The 20071-nt window shown below is 58.6% G+C and carries 21 protein-coding genes; 8 read left to right on the top strand and 13 right to left on the bottom strand.

The genetic code is table 11. From position 1 onward, the window contains the following. Positions 1–13: 13 nt before the first annotated feature. The 5 genes from CPY64_RS18630 to CPY64_RS18610 all read right to left on the bottom strand — a co-directional run bounded on the left by CPY64_RS18630 (position 14) and on the right by CPY64_RS18610 (position 4367). Entirely contained in the window at positions 14–982 is a 969-nt protein-coding gene (locus CPY64_RS18630; RefSeq protein WP_035274876.1) for a TRAP transporter substrate-binding protein, read from the bottom strand. Positions 983–1019: 37 nt separating this feature from the next. After that, entirely contained in the window at positions 1020–1694 is a 675-nt protein-coding gene (locus tag CPY64_RS18625) for a DUF4286 family protein (RefSeq protein WP_042485238.1), read from the bottom strand. A 196-nt stretch (positions 1695–1890) separates the two neighbouring features. Continuing rightward, positions 1891–2829, bottom strand: a complete 939-nt coding sequence (locus CPY64_RS18620) for a LysR family transcriptional regulator (RefSeq protein WP_042484701.1) — start codon at positions 2827–2829, stop codon at positions 1891–1893. Then, complete coding sequence (thpR, locus tag CPY64_RS18615; RefSeq protein WP_042484704.1) at positions 2826–3425, bottom strand: RNA 2',3'-cyclic phosphodiesterase; 600 nt, start codon at positions 3423–3425, stop codon at positions 2826–2828. Before thpR ends, CPY64_RS18620 begins: the two co-directional genes overlap by 4 nt. Before the next feature lie 45 nt (positions 3426–3470). Then, on the bottom strand, positions 3471–4367 hold the full coding sequence (locus CPY64_RS18610) for a LysR family transcriptional regulator (protein WP_042484709.1): 897 nt from the start codon (positions 4365–4367) through the stop codon (positions 3471–3473). 142 nt (positions 4368–4509) lie between these two features. Here CPY64_RS18610 and CPY64_RS18605 point away from each other — a divergent pair, with 142 nt between their 5' ends. The 3 genes from CPY64_RS18605 to CPY64_RS18595 all read left to right on the top strand — a co-directional run bounded on the left by CPY64_RS18605 (position 4510) and on the right by CPY64_RS18595 (position 7068). Then, on the top strand, positions 4510–6078 hold the full coding sequence (locus CPY64_RS18605; RefSeq protein WP_080723750.1) for an amidase: 1569 nt from the start codon (positions 4510–4512) through the stop codon (positions 6076–6078). A gap of 187 nt (positions 6079–6265) precedes the next feature. After that, the gene (locus CPY64_RS18600) at positions 6266–6514 is read left to right on the top strand and encodes a GlsB/YeaQ/YmgE family stress response membrane protein (RefSeq protein WP_042484712.1); all 249 of its coding nucleotides are present in this window, start codon (positions 6266–6268) and stop codon (positions 6512–6514) included. Between the two features lie 110 nt (positions 6515–6624). Further along, positions 6625–7068 carry a DUF488 domain-containing protein gene (locus tag CPY64_RS18595; protein ID WP_042484715.1) on the top strand — a complete coding sequence of 148 codons (444 nt, stop codon included), beginning with the start codon at positions 6625–6627 and terminating at the stop codon, positions 7066–7068. 11 nt (positions 7069–7079) lie between these two features. Here the strand turns inward: CPY64_RS18595 and CPY64_RS18590 are convergent, their stop codons facing one another. From CPY64_RS18590 to CPY64_RS18570, 5 genes are read right to left on the bottom strand one after another with little or no spacing between them, the layout of a single operon-like run. Further along, entirely contained in the window at positions 7080–8528 is a 1449-nt protein-coding gene (locus tag CPY64_RS18590; protein ID WP_042484718.1) for a DUF3482 domain-containing protein, read from the bottom strand. Beyond that, positions 8525–9934, bottom strand: coding sequence for a DUF2868 domain-containing protein (locus CPY64_RS18585; protein ID WP_042485244.1), 1410 nt, complete (start codon positions 9932–9934; stop codon positions 8525–8527). The genes CPY64_RS18590 and CPY64_RS18585 overlap by 4 nt, the downstream gene beginning before the upstream one ends. 15 nt (positions 9935–9949) lie before the next feature. Continuing rightward, complete coding sequence (locus CPY64_RS18580) at positions 9950–10447, bottom strand: TPM domain-containing protein (protein WP_042484721.1); 498 nt, start codon at positions 10445–10447, stop codon at positions 9950–9952. A gap of 17 nt (positions 10448–10464) precedes the next feature. Beyond that, on the bottom strand, positions 10465–11424 hold the full coding sequence (locus tag CPY64_RS18575) for a TPM domain-containing protein (RefSeq protein ID WP_080723751.1): 960 nt from the start codon (positions 11422–11424) through the stop codon (positions 10465–10467). 20 nt (positions 11425–11444) lie between these two features. Then, the gene (locus CPY64_RS18570) at positions 11445–12065 is read right to left on the bottom strand and encodes a LemA family protein (protein WP_042484724.1); all 621 of its coding nucleotides are present in this window, start codon (positions 12063–12065) and stop codon (positions 11445–11447) included. Between the two features lie 425 nt (positions 12066–12490). Between CPY64_RS18570 and CPY64_RS18565 the strand changes: the two genes are divergently transcribed. The 4 genes from CPY64_RS18565 to CPY64_RS18550 all read left to right on the top strand — a co-directional run bounded on the left by CPY64_RS18565 (position 12491) and on the right by CPY64_RS18550 (position 17085). Beyond that, positions 12491–13954, top strand: coding sequence for a DEAD/DEAH box helicase (locus CPY64_RS18565; RefSeq protein WP_009460248.1), 1464 nt, complete (start codon positions 12491–12493; stop codon positions 13952–13954). Between the two features lie 64 nt (positions 13955–14018). Then, complete coding sequence (locus tag CPY64_RS18560; RefSeq protein WP_042484727.1) at positions 14019–14642, top strand: LysE family transporter; 624 nt, start codon at positions 14019–14021, stop codon at positions 14640–14642. A gap of 97 nt (positions 14643–14739) precedes the next feature. After that, entirely contained in the window at positions 14740–16353 is a 1614-nt protein-coding gene (locus CPY64_RS18555; protein ID WP_042484729.1) for a peptide chain release factor 3, read from the top strand. Positions 16354–16461: 108 nt separating this feature from the next. After that, a complete protein-coding gene (locus CPY64_RS18550; protein ID WP_042484731.1) occupies positions 16462–17085 on the top strand; it encodes a hypothetical protein in 624 nt (207 codons plus the stop codon). A gap of 134 nt (positions 17086–17219) precedes the next feature. Here CPY64_RS18550 and bfr read toward each other — a convergent pair whose 3' ends face one another. The 3 genes from bfr to CPY64_RS18535 form a co-directional block, all read right to left on the bottom strand. Then, positions 17220–17699, bottom strand: coding sequence for a bacterioferritin (gene bfr, locus CPY64_RS18545; protein ID WP_035268652.1), 480 nt, complete (start codon positions 17697–17699; stop codon positions 17220–17222). Positions 17700–17969: 270 nt separating this feature from the next. Next, the gene (locus CPY64_RS18540; protein WP_009460253.1) at positions 17970–18239 is read right to left on the bottom strand and encodes a (2Fe-2S)-binding protein; all 270 of its coding nucleotides are present in this window, start codon (positions 18237–18239) and stop codon (positions 17970–17972) included. Between the two features lie 131 nt (positions 18240–18370). Further along, positions 18371–19255, bottom strand: a complete 885-nt coding sequence (locus CPY64_RS18535; protein ID WP_042484735.1) for a LysR family transcriptional regulator — start codon at positions 19253–19255, stop codon at positions 18371–18373. Positions 19256–19425: 170 nt separating this feature from the next. Between CPY64_RS18535 and CPY64_RS18530 the strand changes: the two genes are divergently transcribed. Then, complete coding sequence (locus tag CPY64_RS18530) at positions 19426–20046, top strand: isochorismatase family protein (protein WP_042484737.1); 621 nt, start codon at positions 19426–19428, stop codon at positions 20044–20046. The last annotated feature ends 25 nt before the right edge of the window (positions 20047–20071 follow it).

Genomic DNA, 20071 nt, shown 5'->3' with positions numbered 1-20071 from the left:
ACGCACTCCTTGTTTAGGGCTGACGGTAGGTATCAAGCAGCTTCTGGCCGTCGGCACCGGCCTTTTTCAGCCACTCTTCGGTCATGGTCTGGCCAATGGCATGAAGCTCGCCAGCCAGCTTCTCGCTTAACTGGCCGACGACCATGCCCTTGTCAGCCATGGTCTGGGTCAGCTTGGAAGTCTGCTCGCGCGACATGGCCCAGCCACGTTGTTCCGCACGTTCACCCGCCTCCAGAACCGCTTTCTGGACGTTCTCCGGCAGTCGCTGGAAAGCACGTTTGTTGATGATCACAAAGCTTTGTGGAATGAACACCTGGGCGTCGTAGTAGTACTTCACATAATCCCAGGCCTGCGAATCCACACCCGTGGCGGGCGAGGTCAGCATGGCATCAATAATGCCGGTGGAAAACGCTTGCGGCACTTCGGGTGTTTGCACGGTGGTGGGCACGGCCCCCATCAAGGACACCAAACGGCTGGTAGCTGGGCTGTAGGCACGGAAACGGACTCCGGCCAGATCAGACAACTGTTCCACCGGCTTTTTGGTGTAGATGCCTTGCGGTGGCCAGGGCGAGCCATAGACCAGCACAATACCCTGCTTATCCAAACGCTCGGCCAGGAAGGGGCGAGTAGCTTTCCACAGTTTTTCCGACTGATCGAAGGAGGAGGCCAGGAACGGCACACTATCGACCTCGAACAAAGGATCTTCGTTGCCAATGGCCGCCACCAGCATTTCACCAGCCTGCACCACACCTTGCTGTACACCACGCTTGACCTCGGGGCGCTTGAGCAGCACCGAGTTCGATTGCACGTTGATATTCAGTTCCCCGTTGGTGGCCGCCTTGATGTCCGCCGCAAACTCACGCGCGTTTTGCGTCAGGAAGTTGTTATCAGGCTGCTCCGTGCTCATGTTCCAGTTGGTCGCCGCCTGCGCGGTGCCAGCCAGAGCCAGAACGCAAGCCATGGAAAGTAGTTTTTTGATCATGATGTTGCTTCTCCCAAGAATTGAGGTGATGGCCGCCTTATGAGCGGCCCGCATTCAGATCCCGTGACTGCAGATCCCACAGCAAAGAAAACTCGGATACATCGTTGGTCGCCACTCCCAGATCCTGCTGCAAGCGGGCAGCCAGGGTACGAGCAGCATTCAAGGTGGTCAGATCAGCCACCAGGTAGGGGTCCAGGCTGCGTTGTTGCACATCCTCGGACGGTAAAGGGGTCGACAACTCGGGATCGGGAGTCAGCACGCGCAAGGCCAGCAGGCCATCGGTCTGTTCCAGGTAGGCGGCGCATTGACGCGCCAGGGCTTCCCGTTGGGCCAGCTCAGGCAGACGCACCAGCAAGACCACGGCACCCGTACCGGCACCGCCCAGCAAAGACACCGCCATCACGCGGCGCTGGGTATTGCTCATGCGGGCAAAGTTGGTATTGGACCAGTCCGTTTGCTGCTCAAAAGCCTTTTTGTATTCCGCGGTGCCAAAGACGCGCAGGGACTCGGTACGGTACAAGGCCAGGTACTTGCGCCCGGCACCTTGGCGCACATAACGGCGCGACCATTGAAAGCCGGGTATGGCCGCACGTTCAGCCATGTGCTCGCGCTCATACCATTGATTGAAATCCTGCTCATGCTCAGGGGCGATATCCGTCCAGATGAACAGTTCCCCCGGCGCATCACGATCAGTACGAAAAGTAGCAGACACGAAAGCCTCCTGAATCAAAGTCATTGCACACTCTTTATGGGAGTGTCCAACGGCTTCTGGGCGGATTCCAAACGGTTTATTTCAGCCTGGGGCAATAGGAAAAAGCGATCAGTTCAAGCGAGTGGCGCGGTATATAGATTATCAAGCAAGCCCACGCTCAGTACACATGCGCAGGCAAGGGGAAAACCCTCAAACGCTAAATCGCGAAGACACGCGTGTCTGGCGGAGGTAAAGCCAGCCCAGGATGCTCGGCCGCAAAATGGTGCATGCGCTCCAAAGCCACTCCAATCACCGCCTGGGCGGTCTGCGTTAAAGGATCGGGCCGCCAACTGGCGACCAGGCGCAAGTCGGGCAAGGCATGCTCACACACAATTTCCTGGTACAGGCCGCTATCCAGCTGACGGCTGACTGCCGCCAGAGGCAAAGTTGCAATGCAAGGTTGAGCTTCGATCAATTGCGTGCTGGCGGCAATTGAAGAAACGTAGTGAATCCGGGCCTGATCGACAGGCAAGGGTTCAAGCAGTTGCACCAGGGCCAGATGCGGCTGGGAGCCCCGCGGGAAGGTCACCAAAGGCCAGCGCTGCACCAGTTCCTGCAAGCCGCTACGTACCGGCATGGATTCATCAGCCATGCACACCCAGCCCATGCGCATGGAGCCCATAGGCAGGTTGCGTATGCCGTCTCCCATGATGGGGTCGGTCTGCAAGGCCACATCAATGGTGCCGCGCTTGAGCAGATCGTGCAGGCGCAAGGTGGACTCGGCAGTCAGCTCAATTTCCAGCTCGGGGTAGAGCGCATGCAGCTGACGAATCAAATCCTTGAACCAGGTATGCACAATGGACTCCACCACGCCCAGGCGCACCCGGCCACTCAAGCGGCTGGAGCCTGCCAGGGCTTCACGCAAATCGTGCTCCATGCCCAGCATCTGCTCGGCGTACTGCATCAGTTTGCGGCCTGCCGGCGTCAGGCGCAGATCGCGGTGGCCGCGCTCAAACAGGGTTTTCTGAAACTCGCTTTCCAGGGCAGCAATCCGTCCTGAAACAGCAGCCTGCGTCAGATGCTGCTTGTTCGCTGCCGCACGGAAACTGCCCAGACGGGCAATCCAGATAAAGGTTTCTAAAAAACGGATATTCATGCACCTGTCCTTTCAGGCTTCATCATGGCGGCCAGATGATATTGGCTACGCTGCTCACCGGGGACGGAAACGATCAGGCCCACGCCATCACCTACAAACGGCTGCCCAGGCAAAGGATGGCAATGGGGTTGATCGGCAGTGATCCGTGCATGGCGCAGCAAGGACACATGCGGGCGAAAACGACGCGGTGGCTGCGTCCAGCCCAGGGCCGTCAGCTTGGCCCAAATCTCGTCATGCCACTGCTGCAAGGCCGCCAGTGCTTGGGTTTGCGACTCGTCCGGCCCGGCCCACACCACTTGAGGCTTCTCGAACACATCCCGTATCGTCAGGTCCAGCGTGATCGGCGGCACTGCCCAGTGCGCCATCTGCGTCGCCAAGGTCCGCAAGTCAGACACGCGGCTGCCATCCAGAAACGCCAGGGTTAAGTGAAAGTGATCAGGCTGCATCATCCGACCGCCATACATCGCCTGTGCGTGCTGCGCCTGCTCCGCCAGCCAGGCGCGGGTTTGTGCGTCTGGCCACCAGCCGATGAACGCACGAAAAGAGTGTTCGGCACCTGACTGTTGCAGGTCCAGAATGGGCAAGGGAATCGTCATCGGCACACCCTCAAACAAGGCAGATCAGAAAGCGTAGCGTGCAGCCTAGGCCCTGCACAGGCGACGCGCCAGATCGTAAACAATATCCAGAGCCGGCAATTGCGTGCGGCCCGACAAGCGCACCAGGGCATAGTGCCCGGACAAGGACGAAGAAAAAAGGCCCAGCGGCACCAGATCACCGGCCTCAATATCGCGCCGTACTGCCGCCAGCACACTCATCAAGACCATATCGCTGTCCAGCACCACGTCGCGCTGAATGCTGAAGCTATCACAACAAAAGCGTACAAAGCTGTCGGGATGACCTTGCGCACCAAACTCGGCAATCAGGCGGTCGGTCAAATCATCACTGATCACGGAGCAGGCCACGGGATACTGGCTGATCGCCGCAAAATCCAGCGACTCCTGCTGCAAGAGCGGGTGGCCCTGACGAACCAGCATATCGCCTTGCATGGCGGGCAGATACTCAATATCCAGACCACGCACGTCAGTCACCGCGCTGACGTCCAGCACCACCATATCGTAGCGTTCGCGGCGCAGGCCCTGGATCAGCTCCAGCGTGCGGCCAATCACGGCGTCCACGCGCAAGCGCGGATATTCGTCCAGCAGCGCCACCATGCACGGATGCAGCAAGACCGCTGCGGGGGTAGAGCTTAACCCTAAGCGCAGGCTGCCTGCGTCTTCGCCCTGAAGCAGGGCCAGCTCGCGCTGCAAGGCACGGCCTTCCTGCAACACCCGGTGGGCACGCTCCAGCAGAACCCGACCATAAGGCGTCAAAAAAATGCGCTGACTGCTGCGATCGAACAGCGGCACGCCCAGTTCCTGCTCCAGAGCCTGGATGCTACGGCTCAAGGCGGACTGGCTTAAATGGACGGCTTGCGCGGCCCGATGAAAGGTACCGTGTTCGCAAACGGCCACAAAGTGCCGCAGCTTGCGAAAGTCCATGCTTGTCCCCTTGCTGACGCTTGAACCGGCTTATGCACAGACCGCATCAACTTGATGATTTTTTGGCGTTTGAGCCGCGCATTGTACCTGCATAGAATGGCCTAGCCACTTGGATGGCCTTACAAAAAAACGGGAGACAAACATGACCGATACCTCGGCACCCCTGGACGCGCGCCGCCGCTTTTTGAAAACCACCGGACTGCTATCGCTGGCGGGCATGGCCCCTTCCTTGGGACGCCAGGCCTTTGCGAAAACGGCCCCCGGTCCGGGCACGGCCCAGGACATCATCATGGCTGATGCGCTGACTCTGTCGGGCTGGATTGCCCAACGCCAGGTCTCCTGCCACGAAGTGATGGTGGCCTATCTGGACCATATCGACCGTGTGAACCCCAAGGTCAACGCCATCGTCTCCCTGCAAGAGCGCAGCGGATTGCTGGCCCAGGCAGACAAGCGCGATCAGCAACTGAAGGCGGGCCAGTACATGGGCTGGATGCACGGTATGCCTCAAGCCCCAAAAGATCTGGCGGCAACGGTCGATATCGTCACCACCAGCGGCTCGCCGATTTTCAAGGACTATCTGCCCAAACAAGACGCCATCGTTGTGGAACGGGTGCGGCAATCTGGCGCCATTCTGATCGGTAAAACCAATACCCCGGAATTTGGCCTGGGATCGCACACCTACAACGCCGTTTTTGGCACTACCGGCAACGCTTACCAGCCCGATCTGTGTGCTGGCGGCAGCAGCGGCGGGGCCGCCGTCGCCCTGGCTACCCGCATGCTGCCCGTGGCTGACGGTAGCGACATGATGGGCTCCCTGCGCAACCCCGGTGCTTTCAACAACGTCTACGGCTTTCGCCCCTCCCAAGGCCGCGTGCCCTATGGCCCGACCTCTGAAGTGTTCTTTCAGCAAATGGGCTACGAAGGCCCCATGGGCCGTACCGTGTCCGACCTGGCCATGCTGCTGTCCACCCAGGCCGGATTCGATGCCCGCAGCCCGCTTAGCATCAGCCAGGACCCACAACAATTCGCCGGCAAACTGCAACGCGACTTCAAGGGGACCCGCATCGGCTGGCTGGGCGACTACAACGGTTACCTGCCTATGGAAGCCGGCATCATGGACCTGTGCCAAAGCGCCTTGAAGAGCTTTGAGACCATAGGCTGCACCGTCGAAGCGGCCCAGCCCGACTATTCCATGGAACAGCTGTGGCAAACCTGGCTGACACTGCGCCACTTCACCGTCGCCGGAAGCGCACAGGGCCTGTACGCCAAACCCGAGCTACGCGAAAAGATGAAGCCCGAAGCCATCTGGGAAGTGGCTGGCGGGCTGAACCTGAGCGGTGCCCAGGTCTACCAGGCCTCCATCAATCGCAGCAAATGGTACGAAGCCCTGCGCAAGCTGTTCCAGACCTACGACTATCTGGTGCTGCCCACCGCCCAGGTTTTCCCCTTTGCGGGCACCACTCACTGGCCTGGCGAAATCGCCGGGCGCAAAATGGACACCTACCACCGCTGGATGGAAATCGTCATTGGCGGCTCCCTGGCAGGCCTGCCCGTTATGAACGTGCCGGCAGGCTTTAATGCGGCCGGGCTGCCCATGGGCTTGCAGATCATGGGTCCTGCCCAGGCCGATATGGCGGTGCTGCAACTGTCCTACGCGTATGAGCAGGCCACGCAGTGGGTGCAAAAACGCAAACCCGCCTTGCTGGGCTAGACCGATCCCGGGGACCGGGATCTATCACACGACATAGAAAAGCGAATGACAAGGCCATCCATTTACAAAACCTGACGTTTTTAACTGTTTCAAAAACGCAAAACGATAGACGCCTAAAAACTCCATACCTAAGATAGGCAGAGCGGTCCGAATCCCAGACCGGCAAACACAGAACAGGAGTAGCACGATGGGTATTATCTCCATGATTATTGTGGGCTTTATCGTAGGTTTGCTGGCACGAGCCATCATGCCTGGCGATCAAAAAATGGGATGGATAATGACCACCATCCTGGGTATTGTGGGTGCCTTTGTCGCAGGCTATCTGGGGCAAGCCATGGGCTGGTACGTGCCCGGTGAAGGCGCAGGCTGGATTGGCTCCATCGTGGGGGCCATCATCGTTCTCTTTGTCTACGGCCTGGTCAGCAAAAAAGCGTAAAACGCCGTATAAATACAAAACAGCAGCCTTGCAGCTAATGTGATTGGCAATCCGCAGCATCCCCTCGGCCACACACTACTGGAAGGCTGCCATACCGCAGCCTGCCCGTCATGCCCTACACGATCACCTTAAGTCGTATATACGACGCCATCCATGAGCCTGCCGGCAAAACGGCCCGTGTACTCACAGACCGCCTTTGGCCACGCGGCCTGAGCAAAGATGAACTGGGCGACATCCAGTGGCTGCACGACGCCAGCCCCGCAACCGAGTTGCGCAAAGCTTTTCATAATGGTGACATCTCCCCCGAGCAATTCCAGCACCGTTATCAAGAACAACTGAAGCACGACCCCGACGCCTTGTTTCCCCTGATGAAGCTGGCTCGCAAAGGTGCACTGCAATTGCTGACCGCCACCCACGACCCGCAAACCTCGTACCTGACGGTGCTCAAACAGGCTGTGATCCAGGCTTTGGTCGAAGAGGACCGCCTGCACGACGGCAATGAACCCAGCTCGCCGGTTTGTTACGCGCACTTAATGAAAGAAGAAAAGAAATAAGCCGGGACTGGCTATCCTTGCGGCTGCCCGACAGTATTCGCGCCAGGCGCATTACGCGCCCCCAGCAAACGTTGCGCCAAACTCTGCACACACGCCTCACGCCGCGAATCCGGCGCATAGTCTGAGCGCAAAGTAGACCAGGTCGGATGAATCCGTGCCTGCGCCAGTTCCTCCGGCAGGCCTTGCGCCCGCCAAACATTCAATTCCCGCTGCAAGGCCTGATCGAAATTCTCGGCATCAATCTCGCCCAGGCGAATCGGCGTCTGTGCGGCATGACCGCGCCGCTCCAAAGCCGCAATCAAGCTTAGCTGCCGCACGGCCAGCAAGCGCAAGACGGCATCATCCACGCTAAGCTCAGTCTCGCCCCGCAACTTGCCCATCAGACGCTGGCCCCACTTGTCCGCGCCTTGCCACAAACCACCTGCCAAGGCGCCCAGAACCGTCCCGGTTCCCAGGCTCAGACCGCCCGTCATCACATCCAGCGTCGCGCCGGCCATGGCACCGGCAGCCACGCCCTTGCCCAACTGCACGCCAAACTCCTTCAAGGCCTGGGGGTCAAACAAGTCCATGCCCCAACGACCACCGTCAAAATGCAGCAAATCCGCCACCACATCCTGACGGCCAAAGCTGTAGCGCTTGAGCAAAGCCTGTACACTCTTGGCCTCGCGCGCCAAGACCGGCTCCTTTAATTGCTGCGCGGCCAGTTCCATGGACTCCTTGTCCGAGGGTGTGCTGACCCGCCAGGCCGCCACATCCACGAGCAGCTCGGCCAATAGACGCAAGGCGTCCCGACGCCGCCATACCGCCTGCTGCGTCAAATCCACTTTCAACTGCTGCAACACTCCGGCCTGCGTCTCCAGCAGCACGGCAAGCTTGTCGTACAACAAAGCCTCGCCATCCAAAGCCGGTGCCACGGTATCGAACTCCGCCAAGGCATGCAGCCCCAAGCGTGCCAGAGCACTGCGCCACTCCTGCACCCGTGCCTGTGGGCTACGCACGAAATTGAGCACAGGCAGCAAAGGTCGTCCGCTATAGGCCAGCAGGGTCAGCTCGTCCTTATGTTTGCTCAAGACAGGATCACGCGCATCCACCACATACAGGCCTGCATCGCAGGATTGCAGCTTGCGCAGCACACGCGCCTCTTGCTCGAAACGACCCTGTGCCGCCGGGGATTCCAGAAAACGACGTATCCGCTCCGGTCCATCAATACGTTCGCCGGGCTGGCTTAGCTGATCCATGAAGTCCCGCAAGGCCATGCTGTCTTCCAGACCAGGGGTGTCGAACAGCTCCACCAGGGCCTCGCCGTCCACCGTCAGCCGGGCTCCTTCCACATGCCGTGTGGTGCCGGGACTATTGCTGACCTGCCCAAACTCCGTATCCCGCGTCAGGGTACGCAGCAAAGAAGTCTTGCCCGTATTGGTGTGACCCACCACCGCCAAGGTCAAAGCCGCCGCACTCATGATGGCTCCTTCAAAGACAAGTCATCAGGCCATTGATCGTGAATCTGCCCTGGCGCAAAACCTGCCGCCACCAAGCGTTCATGCCAGCTGCGCCGGCGTGTCTGGTCCGGGTCGGCCAAGGCTTCATCCAGCAACACCACATCAGACTGCTGGGCCAATTGTGCCCATTCAACCAGCGTTGCCACCACACCGCGATCCGGCGTCTGGGCAGCATCACACACCATCAACAAATGACGGGGGCTTGCGGACTGCAAGCGTCCCAGAATATCCAGCCGCTCGGCCCGGGAGTCCACCCGGCCCAGATCCTGCATCTGCGCCTGCATGAAAGCAGGGGGCCAGCTCTGTTCTGGCGGCAACTCCAGCCCCACCACGCACAGCGCATTGGCTGCCAAAGGCGTGCTGGGCTGGCTTTGAATACGAGCCACTCTGTCGGGCGACGCCAATTCATCCACACCTGTCGGTTCGCTAACGGGCATCAAACGCGGACGCAGCTCTGCCAAGCCAGGCAGGCTGTCATCCAGACTTAAACGAGCGGTATGTTTACGCCATTGCCACAGGCTCCAGGCCAAAGCCAGCACACGCGGCAGCAAACCGTAGGTCACCACCGCGCCCAATAACCAGCTGGACCACAAGGCCTGAGCCTGGGCGTCCAGCACTTGCAGACCATCGCTGCTGCGTATGGTCAGGGTATCGGGCAGGGCAAAGCCCAATAAGGACGGCAGGGCGCCCAGGCCTTCAACCAGCCAGACAAAGGTATCTGGCGTCAAAAGCGTGGTTTCCCAATTGAAGTGATAGCGGCGCGAAGCCAGCAGTAACAGCAGGGTGCTCAGGGCCGACAAGAAGGCCAGCATCCACAAGCTATGGCTGATCAGACCGGCCAGCCAGGATTGACTGCCCCGGCGCGCCAGCACGGCGGCAAACGCCTGGGGAACCAGACTGGCATCGCCTTTGACGAAGCGGCGACTTAGCCACCACCAGGCATCCCCCGCCCAACTGCCTGTGCCTGCACCTTTGCCCGACCAGACCAGGCTGAACAGCCAGAAAATAAAGGTCAGGGCGTGCAGACCCAGTAAAGCACCCAAAGCCGTCACTACATTCACGGCTCGACTGCCATCGCCCAGCGCACCAGCGGCGGTCCCGGCACCGGCCAGCAAGGCCAGCACGGCCATGGCGATCAACAGCAGGCGGGCAATACGCCACCAACGCGTCCAGGCTTGTTCCAGCCCGTCGCGCCGTGCCAACGCCAAGGCCCGTGCCGATACGCGTTGTGCAAATGAACCGCCCGCAGCCCGCGCGCGGCGCGATTCAGACAGATCCTCAACAGGCCCCCACAGGGTTTCGCGCAAACGTATGGCTTCCACCAGAGTTTGCTGCTGCCAGGAGCCGACGGATTCAGACGGTTTCATGGCACTGGCCATCTCTTAGAGCAATACCGGTTCGTCAGGCAAGGCATTTGCCGGCGTTGCGCCTGGCGCCTGGGATGGCGCTCCTTGCTGCAAGACCGCTTCAATCGCACTGACAGCCGCCAGCAGGCCAGACAGGTACTCGCGCGCGGCCAGGTCTTTTTCCAGTTGCTGACAGATCTGTGCCCATTGCGCCGGATCGGCCTTGATGCCCCGATCCGCAATGATATGGATACGGCGCTGGCCCAGGGCCAGGTACAGCAGAACGCCAGAGTTCAAGGGCGTATCCCACACGCGCAAACGGCCGAAAACCTCCAGCGCACGCTGGGCGCTGTCGGCCTCATGAGCGGGTAAAACCGCTTCAATCGCCACGACCAGCTCGCCACTATGATTTTCTTCACCCTTGCGAATCTGCTCGGCCAGATGGCCCAGCATTTCGGCATTGAAATATCGACGGCGCAGCCATTGGCCGTGTACCGATGCCCAGCCCGAGAGTTCTTTCCAATTCACATTCATATCGCTCTCCTGTGGCCTTACCAACTACCGGAAGCGCCACCGCCTCCGCTACCGCCACCACCACCGCCGCTGCCTCCGCCAAAACCGCCGAAGCCTCCGCCGCTGCTGCCGCCATTCCCGCCAAACCCGCCGGAGGAATAACCGCCCAGGCCACCAATGACGCCACCACGGCGTGAGGCGCGCCCGGAGCTGGACTTGCCGCCTGCCCCGAAGAGTCGACCAATCATGCTCAATCCTGCACCGACAACAGCGGCCAGCAGGGCCAAGCCAATGCTGCCCGATACCACCAGCGTGAACACCCCGGCGGCAAAGGCAGCAAACAACGGCGAAGCAAAAAATACAATTGCGCCTACAGCCAGCAAAGGCTCCCAGAACACGCCTTCTTCACCCGATGAGGTGACAGGTGCATTTTTAGGAGGAGGGGGAAGCTCTTCGCCGTTGACCAGACCCACCAGACTATCGGCCGCGGCCTGGATACCGGCGTAGAAATTGCCTTCGATAAAGCGAGGCGTCATCTGTTCGCGGATGATGCGGCCCGCCTGCAAGTCCGTCACCGCGCCTTCCAGGCCATAGCCGGTCTGAATACGCATACGGCGATCATCCTTGGCCACCAGCAGCAAGATGCCATCGTCCACTTTCTTGCGGCCAATTTCCCACTGATCAAAAACACGCAGGGCGTACTGTTCGATGGTTTCTTCGCCCGTGGTGGGCACCATCAGGATCACGACTTGTGCGCCCTTTTCCTGCTCCACGGCTTTGAGCTGCTGGTTCAGGGCGTCTTTCTGATCCGGGCTAAGCGTACCCGTGGTATCCGTCACCCACCCCGCAATAGCGGGAACAGGTTCAGGTTTGGCCTGCGCTTGTGCCCAGGGCCAGCACAAAAACAGCAGTGCCATCAACAAGCCACAGGCCCACGCCAGCCTGCCAGAACGTGCAGACCCAGGCCCAGCAGTCAGTGCAAGATCGTGCACGTTCATGGTGCCACCTCCAGAATTAATCAAGACCCGGCAGGAGCGGGAGTCGCAGGGATATCAAACTTGACCTCGGGGTCACGCGTGATTTCGCTTTGACGATCCACGCCGTAGTTTTCCTTGACCTTGTAGCCAAACAGTTTGGCGGTAATCAGGGTAGGGAACTGACGGATGAACAGGTTGTATTCCTGCACAGTCTGCACATAACGGCCGCGCTCGGTGGCGATCCGGTTTTCCGTGCCTTCCAGCTGCGTCATCAAGTCGCGGAACAGGCCGTCGCTTTTCAGTTGCGGGTAGTTTTCCGACACGGCGATCAGACGAGACAGCGCCGAGGACAACTGGTTCTGGGCTTCCTGAAAGCGTGCCATCACTTCGGGGTTGTCCAGATCATCCACTTTCATCTGAATGGTGCCGACCTTGGCGCGCGCCTCGGTTACCTGCGTGAGCACGGCGCGTTCGTTAACCATATAGGCATTGACCGAGCTGACCAGCTTGGGCACCAGTTCGGCGCGGCGCTCGTATTGATTCAAGGTTTGCGACCAAGCGGCCTTGACCTGCTCGTCCAGGCGCTGGATCTCGTTATACCCACAACCAGACAGCAAAACCGCCACGCTGCTGATAAAGACCCATCGTATCCATGATGTCATGATTTTTTCCTGCAAAAATAAGCAGATAAACAACAAAAACGGGTTTGGACCCATTCGCTCGGGCACGTGCCAAACCGAGCCCGGCGGTGCGTGCACGCCAAGCGTAAACCGCGTACAGCAGCATAACAAGTACGTCTATGGCGGCGCTTAACAATTTCTGTCAAATCCGGCGGGACAATCCGCCTGACCGTTTACGTCTGAAGCAGGTTGTTTTAACGCTACCGCTCAAAATGATACAAGATGGTCAATGAGGATTTTTACTAATTTCACGCTATAATGGCAGATTGCGCAGCGCACCAATCACTGCGCCTCTTGCAGCAGGCGGCGTTCTTGCCCCTGCCGTGGCATTGTCGCCATAACAAAACACCTTAGCCTGGATTGGTAGGGCCCCAAAGAGGGCTTTTGGGCTAGTCACTGGAAAATTCTTGGACTCTCAAATCACTTTTGCCTCTCTTGAGCTGGCAGAACCTCTGTTGCGTGCTGTAACCGACGCAGGCTATACCCACCCCACCCCTATTCAAGCCCAGGCCATCCCCAAGGTCATTGAAGGTGGCGACCTGTTGGCTGCCGCTCAAACCGGCACTGGCAAGACCGCAGGCTTTACCCTGCCTATCTTGCACCGTCTGCTGAACAACCCTCAGCAAAACCGCAAACCAGGCCGCCCACGCGCGCTGATCCTGGCCCCTACCCGTGAACTGGCCGCCCAGGTTGAAGAATCGGTACGTTTGTACAGCCAGCACACCCGTCTGCGCTCGATGGTCATGTTTGGTGGCGTGAACATCAACCCCCAGTTCCATGCACTGCGCAAGCCCCTGGACATTCTGGTCGCCACTCCTGGCCGTTTGCTGGACCACGTGCGTCAACGCACGGTGGACCTGACCGGCGTGGAAATCCTGGTCCTGGACGAAGCCGACCGCATGCTGGACATGGGCTTTATCCGCGACATCCGCAAGATCATCAGCCTGATGCCGGTTGATCGTCAGACTCTGCTGTTCTCGGCAACTTTCTCGGACGAAATCCGTGAACTGGCCCGTGGTTCGCTGAACAACCCTGACGAAGTGGCCGTTGCTGCCCGCAACACCACCAACGAACTGATTACCCAGCAAGTGATTCTGGCTGACCAGGCACACAAGCGTGACCTGCTGAGCCACATCATCCGCGAAAGCGGCTGGAACCAGGTTCTGGTGTTCTGCCGCACCAAGCACGGCGCCAACCGCTTGGCCGAAAAACTGTCCAAGGACGGTATGGCCGCCGAAGCCCTGCATGGCAACAAGAGCCAGGCGGCTCGTACCCGTGCGCTGGCCGGTTTCAAGAACGGCAAGGTTGTGGTGCTGGTTGCTACCGACATTGCCGCTCGCGGTCTGGACATCGATCAACTGCCTTACGTGGTCAACTTCGAACTGCCTAACGTGCCTGAAGACTACGTTCACCGTATTGGCCGTACTGGCCGTGCCGGTAGCGAAGGCGTGGCCCTGTCGCTGGTGGATCGCAGCGAAATGCGTTTGCTCAAGCAGATCGAGCGCATGACCCGCAATCCTATCGAGCGCATCGTGGTGGAAGGCTGGACGCCTCCTTCGCGCGCTGCTCTGGCTGAAGAAGCCAAGGAAGACACCTACGCAGAGCGCCGCTTCAACAGCGCCCCTGGCGCTCGTGCTCCTGGCGCCCGTCGCCCCAACGGTGGTGGCCAAGGTCGCTCCGCTGAAGGCCGTGGTGGCAATGGCGAGAGCCGTCCACGCCGTCCTGGCAACGACAACCGCCCACGTCGCAGCGCCGCTCCTGGCGGTGCAGGTGGTGGCGCAGCCCGTGCTGGCCAAGGTCGCCCCGGTGGCCGTCAGGACAGCCGCGGCCCGAACCGCAGCAACCGCAGTTCTGCCCAAGCCAAAGCCTAAACCCTGAAAAGGGGCTGTGCCTGCCAAAGGCGGGCACAGCGCCCGCCTTTGAACCGAGCACACCATGGCACTGAGCACCTGGCTCGCCTTTTTTGCGGCTTCCTGGGTTATTTCGTTTTCACCTGGCCCAGGTGCAATTTCCTCCATGTCCTCCGGCCTGAAATACGGCTTCAAGCGTGGCTACTGGATGGCAATTGGCCTGAATATCGGGATCATGATCCAGATATTCATCATCAGCCTGGGGCTGGGACAAGTCCTGGCGCGCTCGGAACTGGCGTTCACCACGCTCAAATGGCTGGGTGCAGCCTACCTGATTTATCTGGGCTGGAAGCAATTGCGCACCGACGCCATGCCGGTGCAGGTCACAGGTCAGGAACCCAGCGACTTTCGCATTCGCGATTTATTGATTCGTGGTTGCCTGATCAATATCACCAACCCCAAGGGTCTGGTGTTTCTGCTGGCCATCATGCCCCAGTTTCTGGACTTGAGCCGGCCCATGCCGCTGCAATACCTGCTGATCGCCATGACCCTGTGCTTTACGGATCTGGTGGCCATGGGTTGCTACACATCGCTGGCCGCCCGCATGTTGCATTTGCTCCGTCAGGCCAGCCATGTACGGCTGCTGAACCGCGTGTTCGGTTCGCTATTTATTCTGGCAGGGACGGTATTGGCCAGCGTGTCGCGTTAGCCTTGTGCACGCATCAGCTTGCCCCCAAGCCCTGCTTTACGGATAATTCGCTCACTGTTTTCCACGCGCCAGACTGGCGCTGCCACAAGGATTTTCAATGTCGTCCGGTGACATACGCTCTGAAGTCAAGAAACGCCGCACCTTTGCCATCATTTCTCACCCTGACGCGGGTAAGACCACACTGACTGAAAAACTGCTGCTGTTCGCGGGTGCGATTCAGATTGCAGGTAGCGTCAAGGCCCGTAAAGCCAGCCGCCATGCGTCTTCGGACTGGATGGAAATTGAAAAGCAACGTGGAATTTCGGTGGCCTCCTCGGTCATGCAGATGGAATACCGCGACTGCGTCATCAACCTGCTCGACACCCCCGGCCACCAGGACTTCTCGGAAGATACCTACCGTGTGCTGACCGCCGTGGACGCCGCCCTGATGGTGATTGACGCGGCCAACGGTGTGGAACCGCAAACCATCCGCCTTTTGCAAGTGTGCCGGGCCCGCAATACGCCCATCATCACTTTCGTGAACAAACTGGACCGCGAGGTTCAAGAGCCGCTGGATGTACTGTCGGAAATTGAATCGCACCTGGGTATGGAAGTGGTGCCGTTTTCCTGGCCCATCGGGATGGCGCGTCGCTTTGGCGGTGTGTTCAATCTGCGCGCCAACCATATGCGTGTGTTCAAACCTGGTCAGGAACGTCATGGCGAGGATGAAATCATCCCCGGCCTGGACAATCCCGTGATTGCCGAACGCTTTGGCGAGCCCTTTGAAAAGGCGCAGGAAGAAATCGAACTGCTCAATGCTGCAGCGCCCGAATTCGACCTGGACCTGTTCCTGCAAGGCAAACAAACCCCCGTTTTCTTTGGCTCGGCCATCAATAACTTCGGTGTGCAGGAAGTGCTGGACGCACTGGTTGACCTGGCGCCTGCTCCTGGCCCACGCGCCGCCTTGCAGCGCGAAGTGCAGCCCGACGAGCCCAAGTTCAGTGGTGTGGTGTTCAAGGTGCAAGCCAATATGGACCCTGCTCACCGCGACCGTGTGGCCTTTGTGCGCGTCAGCTCCGGCCATTTCAAGCGCGGGATGAAACTGAAAGTGTCGCGTACCGGCAAGGAAATTCGCCCCAATAACGTGGTGTCCTTCCTGTCGCAACGTCGTGAACTGCTGGACGATGCCTTTGCTGGCGACATTATCGGTGTGCCCAACCACGGCATCCTGCAATTGGGCGACGTGCTGACTGAGGGCGAAAACCTGCAGTTTACCGGCTTGCCTTTCTTTGCCCCTGAACTGTTCCAGTCCATTGAGGTCAAAGATCCTTTGCGCACCAAACAATTGCGTACCGGCCTGACCCAGCTGGGTGAAGAGGGCGCCATTCAGGTGTTCCGACCCCATATGGCAGGCGGCATGATGCTCCTGGGTGCGGTTGGCCAGCTGCAGTTTGAGGTAGTGGCCCATCGTCTGAAAACCGAATACGGTGTGGAAGCACGCCTGTCGTCCAGCCGCTTCAATATGGCTCGCTGGGTAACGGCCAAAGACCCCAAGGACATGAAGAAGTTTATCGAGACCAACGCGGGCAATATTGCCTATGACGTGGTCGAGGCCATTGCCTTTTTAGCAACGTCGCCTGCGCAACTGCGCGTGGCTCAGGAGCTGAATCCGGGCATTGAATTCCACGCATTACGTGAACACGGTGGACACGTTTTCGGGGATGCCGTCTAATTCTGTCACAAGAGCAGGGCCGACATTTCGCTACAATGACGGCTCTTTTCTTTTAATAACGCGCATCCGGCCCACCGGATTGCCCCTGATTCAACCGAGACATCGCTTATGCCCTGGCGTTTTATCATTGCTGTCTTGCTGCTGGCCGCAGGTGCTTCAGTGTGGGGCGGCCTGGAACTGGGGAACTGGCTTATCGCGCACGGCCCTGAAAAGTCCATGGCGGTCACCACCCCTGACCCCTCAGATTTGCCTACGCTCGATGCCGATGGCAAGCCTTTTACCGCACAACCGCCACAGCCTTTGCCGAATGGCCGCCTGGGTGTGCCCCAGGCCCCAACGCCTATCGCCTGGGAAATCGACACTTCTACGTTGACGGAAGAAAAGCCGCCAATTGCCCTGGCTACCACGTCCATTTCGCTGGAGCAGGCTATTCAAATTGCCATGACCGAGCAGAACCGAGAATTGCAAGGAATTGCACGCGTGAACCTGGGTGGCTCTGAACCTATTCAGCCCGTCGAAGTTGGTACTCCGCCGCCACCGCCTCCTCAGGATATTCAGGTCGCCGGATCCAATGGCGGCGCTTGGCAGGCTCAACTGCAGCAAGAACTCAATGCCTGTAGCAACAAAGGCTTTTTCGATCGACCCAGCTGCTCCTGGGAAGCACGCAACAAGTACTGCGGCCCCAATAATGCCTGGGGCAAAGTGGCTGGCTGCCCAAGCAAGTCCTTCTAAGAGGACGACCTGGCCTTCGGCCCTCACACTCTAGTGAGCGCTGGCCCGCCTTCCCTGCAAGACAACGGACAGGCACAATAAAAAAGCACCCGCTAAAACGGGTGCTTTTTTTGTCGCCTGAGCAAACAGAATGCTTACTCGTCGTGGTCGCCCATCTGCGATTGCAGGTAGTTTTGCAGACCCACTTTCTCGATCAGTTCCAGTTGAGTACCCAGCCAGTCGATGTGCTCTTCGGTGTCGTCCAGAATCTTCAAGAACAAATCACGCGACACGTAGTCACGTGTGGACTCACAGTATTCAATGGCCTCTACCACGGTCTGACGGGCAGCCTGTTCCAGCTTCAAGTCACAGCCCAACAGTTCAGGCACGTTCTCACCGATCATGATCTTGTGCATGTCCTGCAGGTTAGGCAGGCCGTCCAGCATGAAGATACGTTCGATCAGCATATCGGCGTGCTTCATCTCGCCGATGGACTCGTCATACTCATGTTTGCCCAGCTTGTTAAAGCCCCAATGGTTCAACATGCGAGCGTGCAAGAAGTATTGATTGATTGCTGTTAGTTCGTTCTTTAGCTGCTTGTTCAGATGCTGAATTACCACTTTATCGCCAAACATGCTGTTCTCCTGTAAATCTGACGGCGCTCCCCCCAAGGAGCCGCCGAGCCCCCACAAATGCTGCTCGCACCAGAGATCACACACAGGCGCGATGCAGGCAAAAACACAGTGGGGGATGAATGTGACAGGCTACCATGCACGCATGGGCAATGGCTTAAAAAACGAAAAAGCACCCATAAAGCGTTGCGCTTTTGGGTTAGTAGCAGGACCAATAACAATCATTCCCACTAGCAATAGCGGGAATGGGAAATCCTGATCAAAAACACGCGCTTAGGCGCGACAAACAAGACGGCCAAACTCAGGAGCAGGGATCAGGCTGTCATTGGCAGCGTAATCCACTCGGGCAGTTTCCAGGCTAGCAATCATGGTTTGATTGGCATAGCGTCCACCCGGCAGATAATCCTGAGCCGTCTCCGCGCAGCAGCCACAGCAGGACGCCACCCCAAGCTGACCTTGAAGGTCTGCCAGGCTGGAAGCGCCGCCACGTACTGCTTCTTGTACTTGACGCTCGGTGATCGCGTTACATATGCAGATAAACATGAGAACTATTATTATCAAGAAACCTGAAAATATCAAGAGTCATTCTCATTAAGAATTACGTTACACCGATATAAGGTCGAAAACGGCTTGCAGCCTGCCTTTGCAGGCTTTGCCGGGAAACGACAGGCGCATCAATTTTGCAACAGGTGGTCCATCAACAGGCGGGCGGCGGGCGACAAGCTATAGCGGCTGCGCACACACAGCGCCACGCGACGCGATGTCCAGGGCTCCTTGATCACACACATCGCCAGGCCCAGGCTTTGCACATAGGACTGGGCCACAGAGCGCGGCAGCACACCAATTCCCAGGCCCGCTTCAATCATGCGGCATTGAGCGTCGTAGCTGGTAACCTGCACACGGCAACGCCAGGTACGTTCCAGCTCGCTGGCGGCACGTAACAACAAAAGATTGGGGTGACTGCCGGTGTGCATGCCCACATAGTCAAAATCCAGGGTATCGGCAAAGGGCAGTTCCTTCCGTCCCGCCAAAGGGTGATACGCAGGCACCAGCAGAACCAGCTCGTCCTGACGATAGTCGTAATACTCCACCTCGGCACTGCCTACGCCTCGGATCAGCACACCCAGATCAGCATTATTGTCAGCCACCGCCTGAGCCACTCCGGCGCTGATCCGCTCTTCCAGCGACACGCGCACTTTGGGATGACGCGCCATAAAAGAACTTAAGGCCTGCGGTAAAAACTGCGTGATGGACGACAGGTTCGCCGCTATCCGCACATTGCCGGTCGCCCCTCCGGCGAAGTCGCGCATCAAGGCACCCATGGCGTCCATATCATCGAGCAAACGCTGAGCCATGGCAGCCAGCGATTTGCCTGCTGCCGTTGGATACACACCTTTATTGCTGCGCTCGATCAGGGCTGCGCCCAATTGCTGTTCCAGATCGCTAAGGCGCTTGCTGACTGCCGCAGGCGCAATGTGAAACTGCTCGGCCGCCCCCGAGATGGTGCCGCGTTCCAGCACCAACAAAAATAGCCGCAAAGATTTGGGATCGATGTTCATAAGCCAGTATTCCATCCTAGGAGAGGCGGGTCGACAAGCACTCTGCCATCATCAATTGCGATAGCACCATCGCAATTTGACGCTGTACTCACGTCATTAGCGATGACAGACTACGCAAATAATACGGAACCTGATTATTTAAGTCAGGAAAAATAGCAAGGGGAGAACAAATGCGCGATAGCGATAATCTGAAAGGGGGGTTTGACGGCACCCTGCCCATGGGGCAACAGCCGGCTTTGGTCGTTATCGACTTTCAACGTGGCTTTACCGAACCAGGTTTGACACCGCTGGCCTCGAACTGCGACAGCCAGATCGAACAAACCAATGCCTTGATCCGCGCCATGCGTGGCAAGGGTCGCGTTATTTTCACCATCATCGGCTACGAGGCTCATCTGGCCGATGCCAATCTGTGGCTGACCAAGGCCTCGTCCTTGCGCTGCCTGCTGCGCGGTTCGTCTGCCTGCGAGCTGGACCCACGGCTGGACTACGATTCTGAACAAGACATCATCCTGTACAAGACCCAGGCGTCTGCCTTTTACGGCACGCCACTGCCTGCCTTGCTGGCCCATCAAGGCTGCGACATGCTGATTGTGGCCGGCGCCACCACCAGCGGCTGCGTCCGTGCCAGCGTGGTGGACAGCCTGCAGTCGGGATTTGCCCCGTTCGTGGCTAAAGATGCGGTGGCTGACCGCTCGGCAGCCCAACACCGCAGCAATCTGATCGATATGGCCAGCAAGTACGGCGAAGTCCTGCCCTCGGCCGACTTGATCGCTCATCTACACACGCTTTAACAGCACACAAAAAAAGAAACCACAG

It is taken from the genome of Alcaligenes faecalis (assembly GCF_002443155.1).
Classification (GTDB): domain Bacteria; phylum Pseudomonadota; class Gammaproteobacteria; order Burkholderiales; family Burkholderiaceae_B; genus Alcaligenes; species Alcaligenes faecalis.
This window is presented reverse-complemented; position numbering and strand designations above follow the sequence as displayed.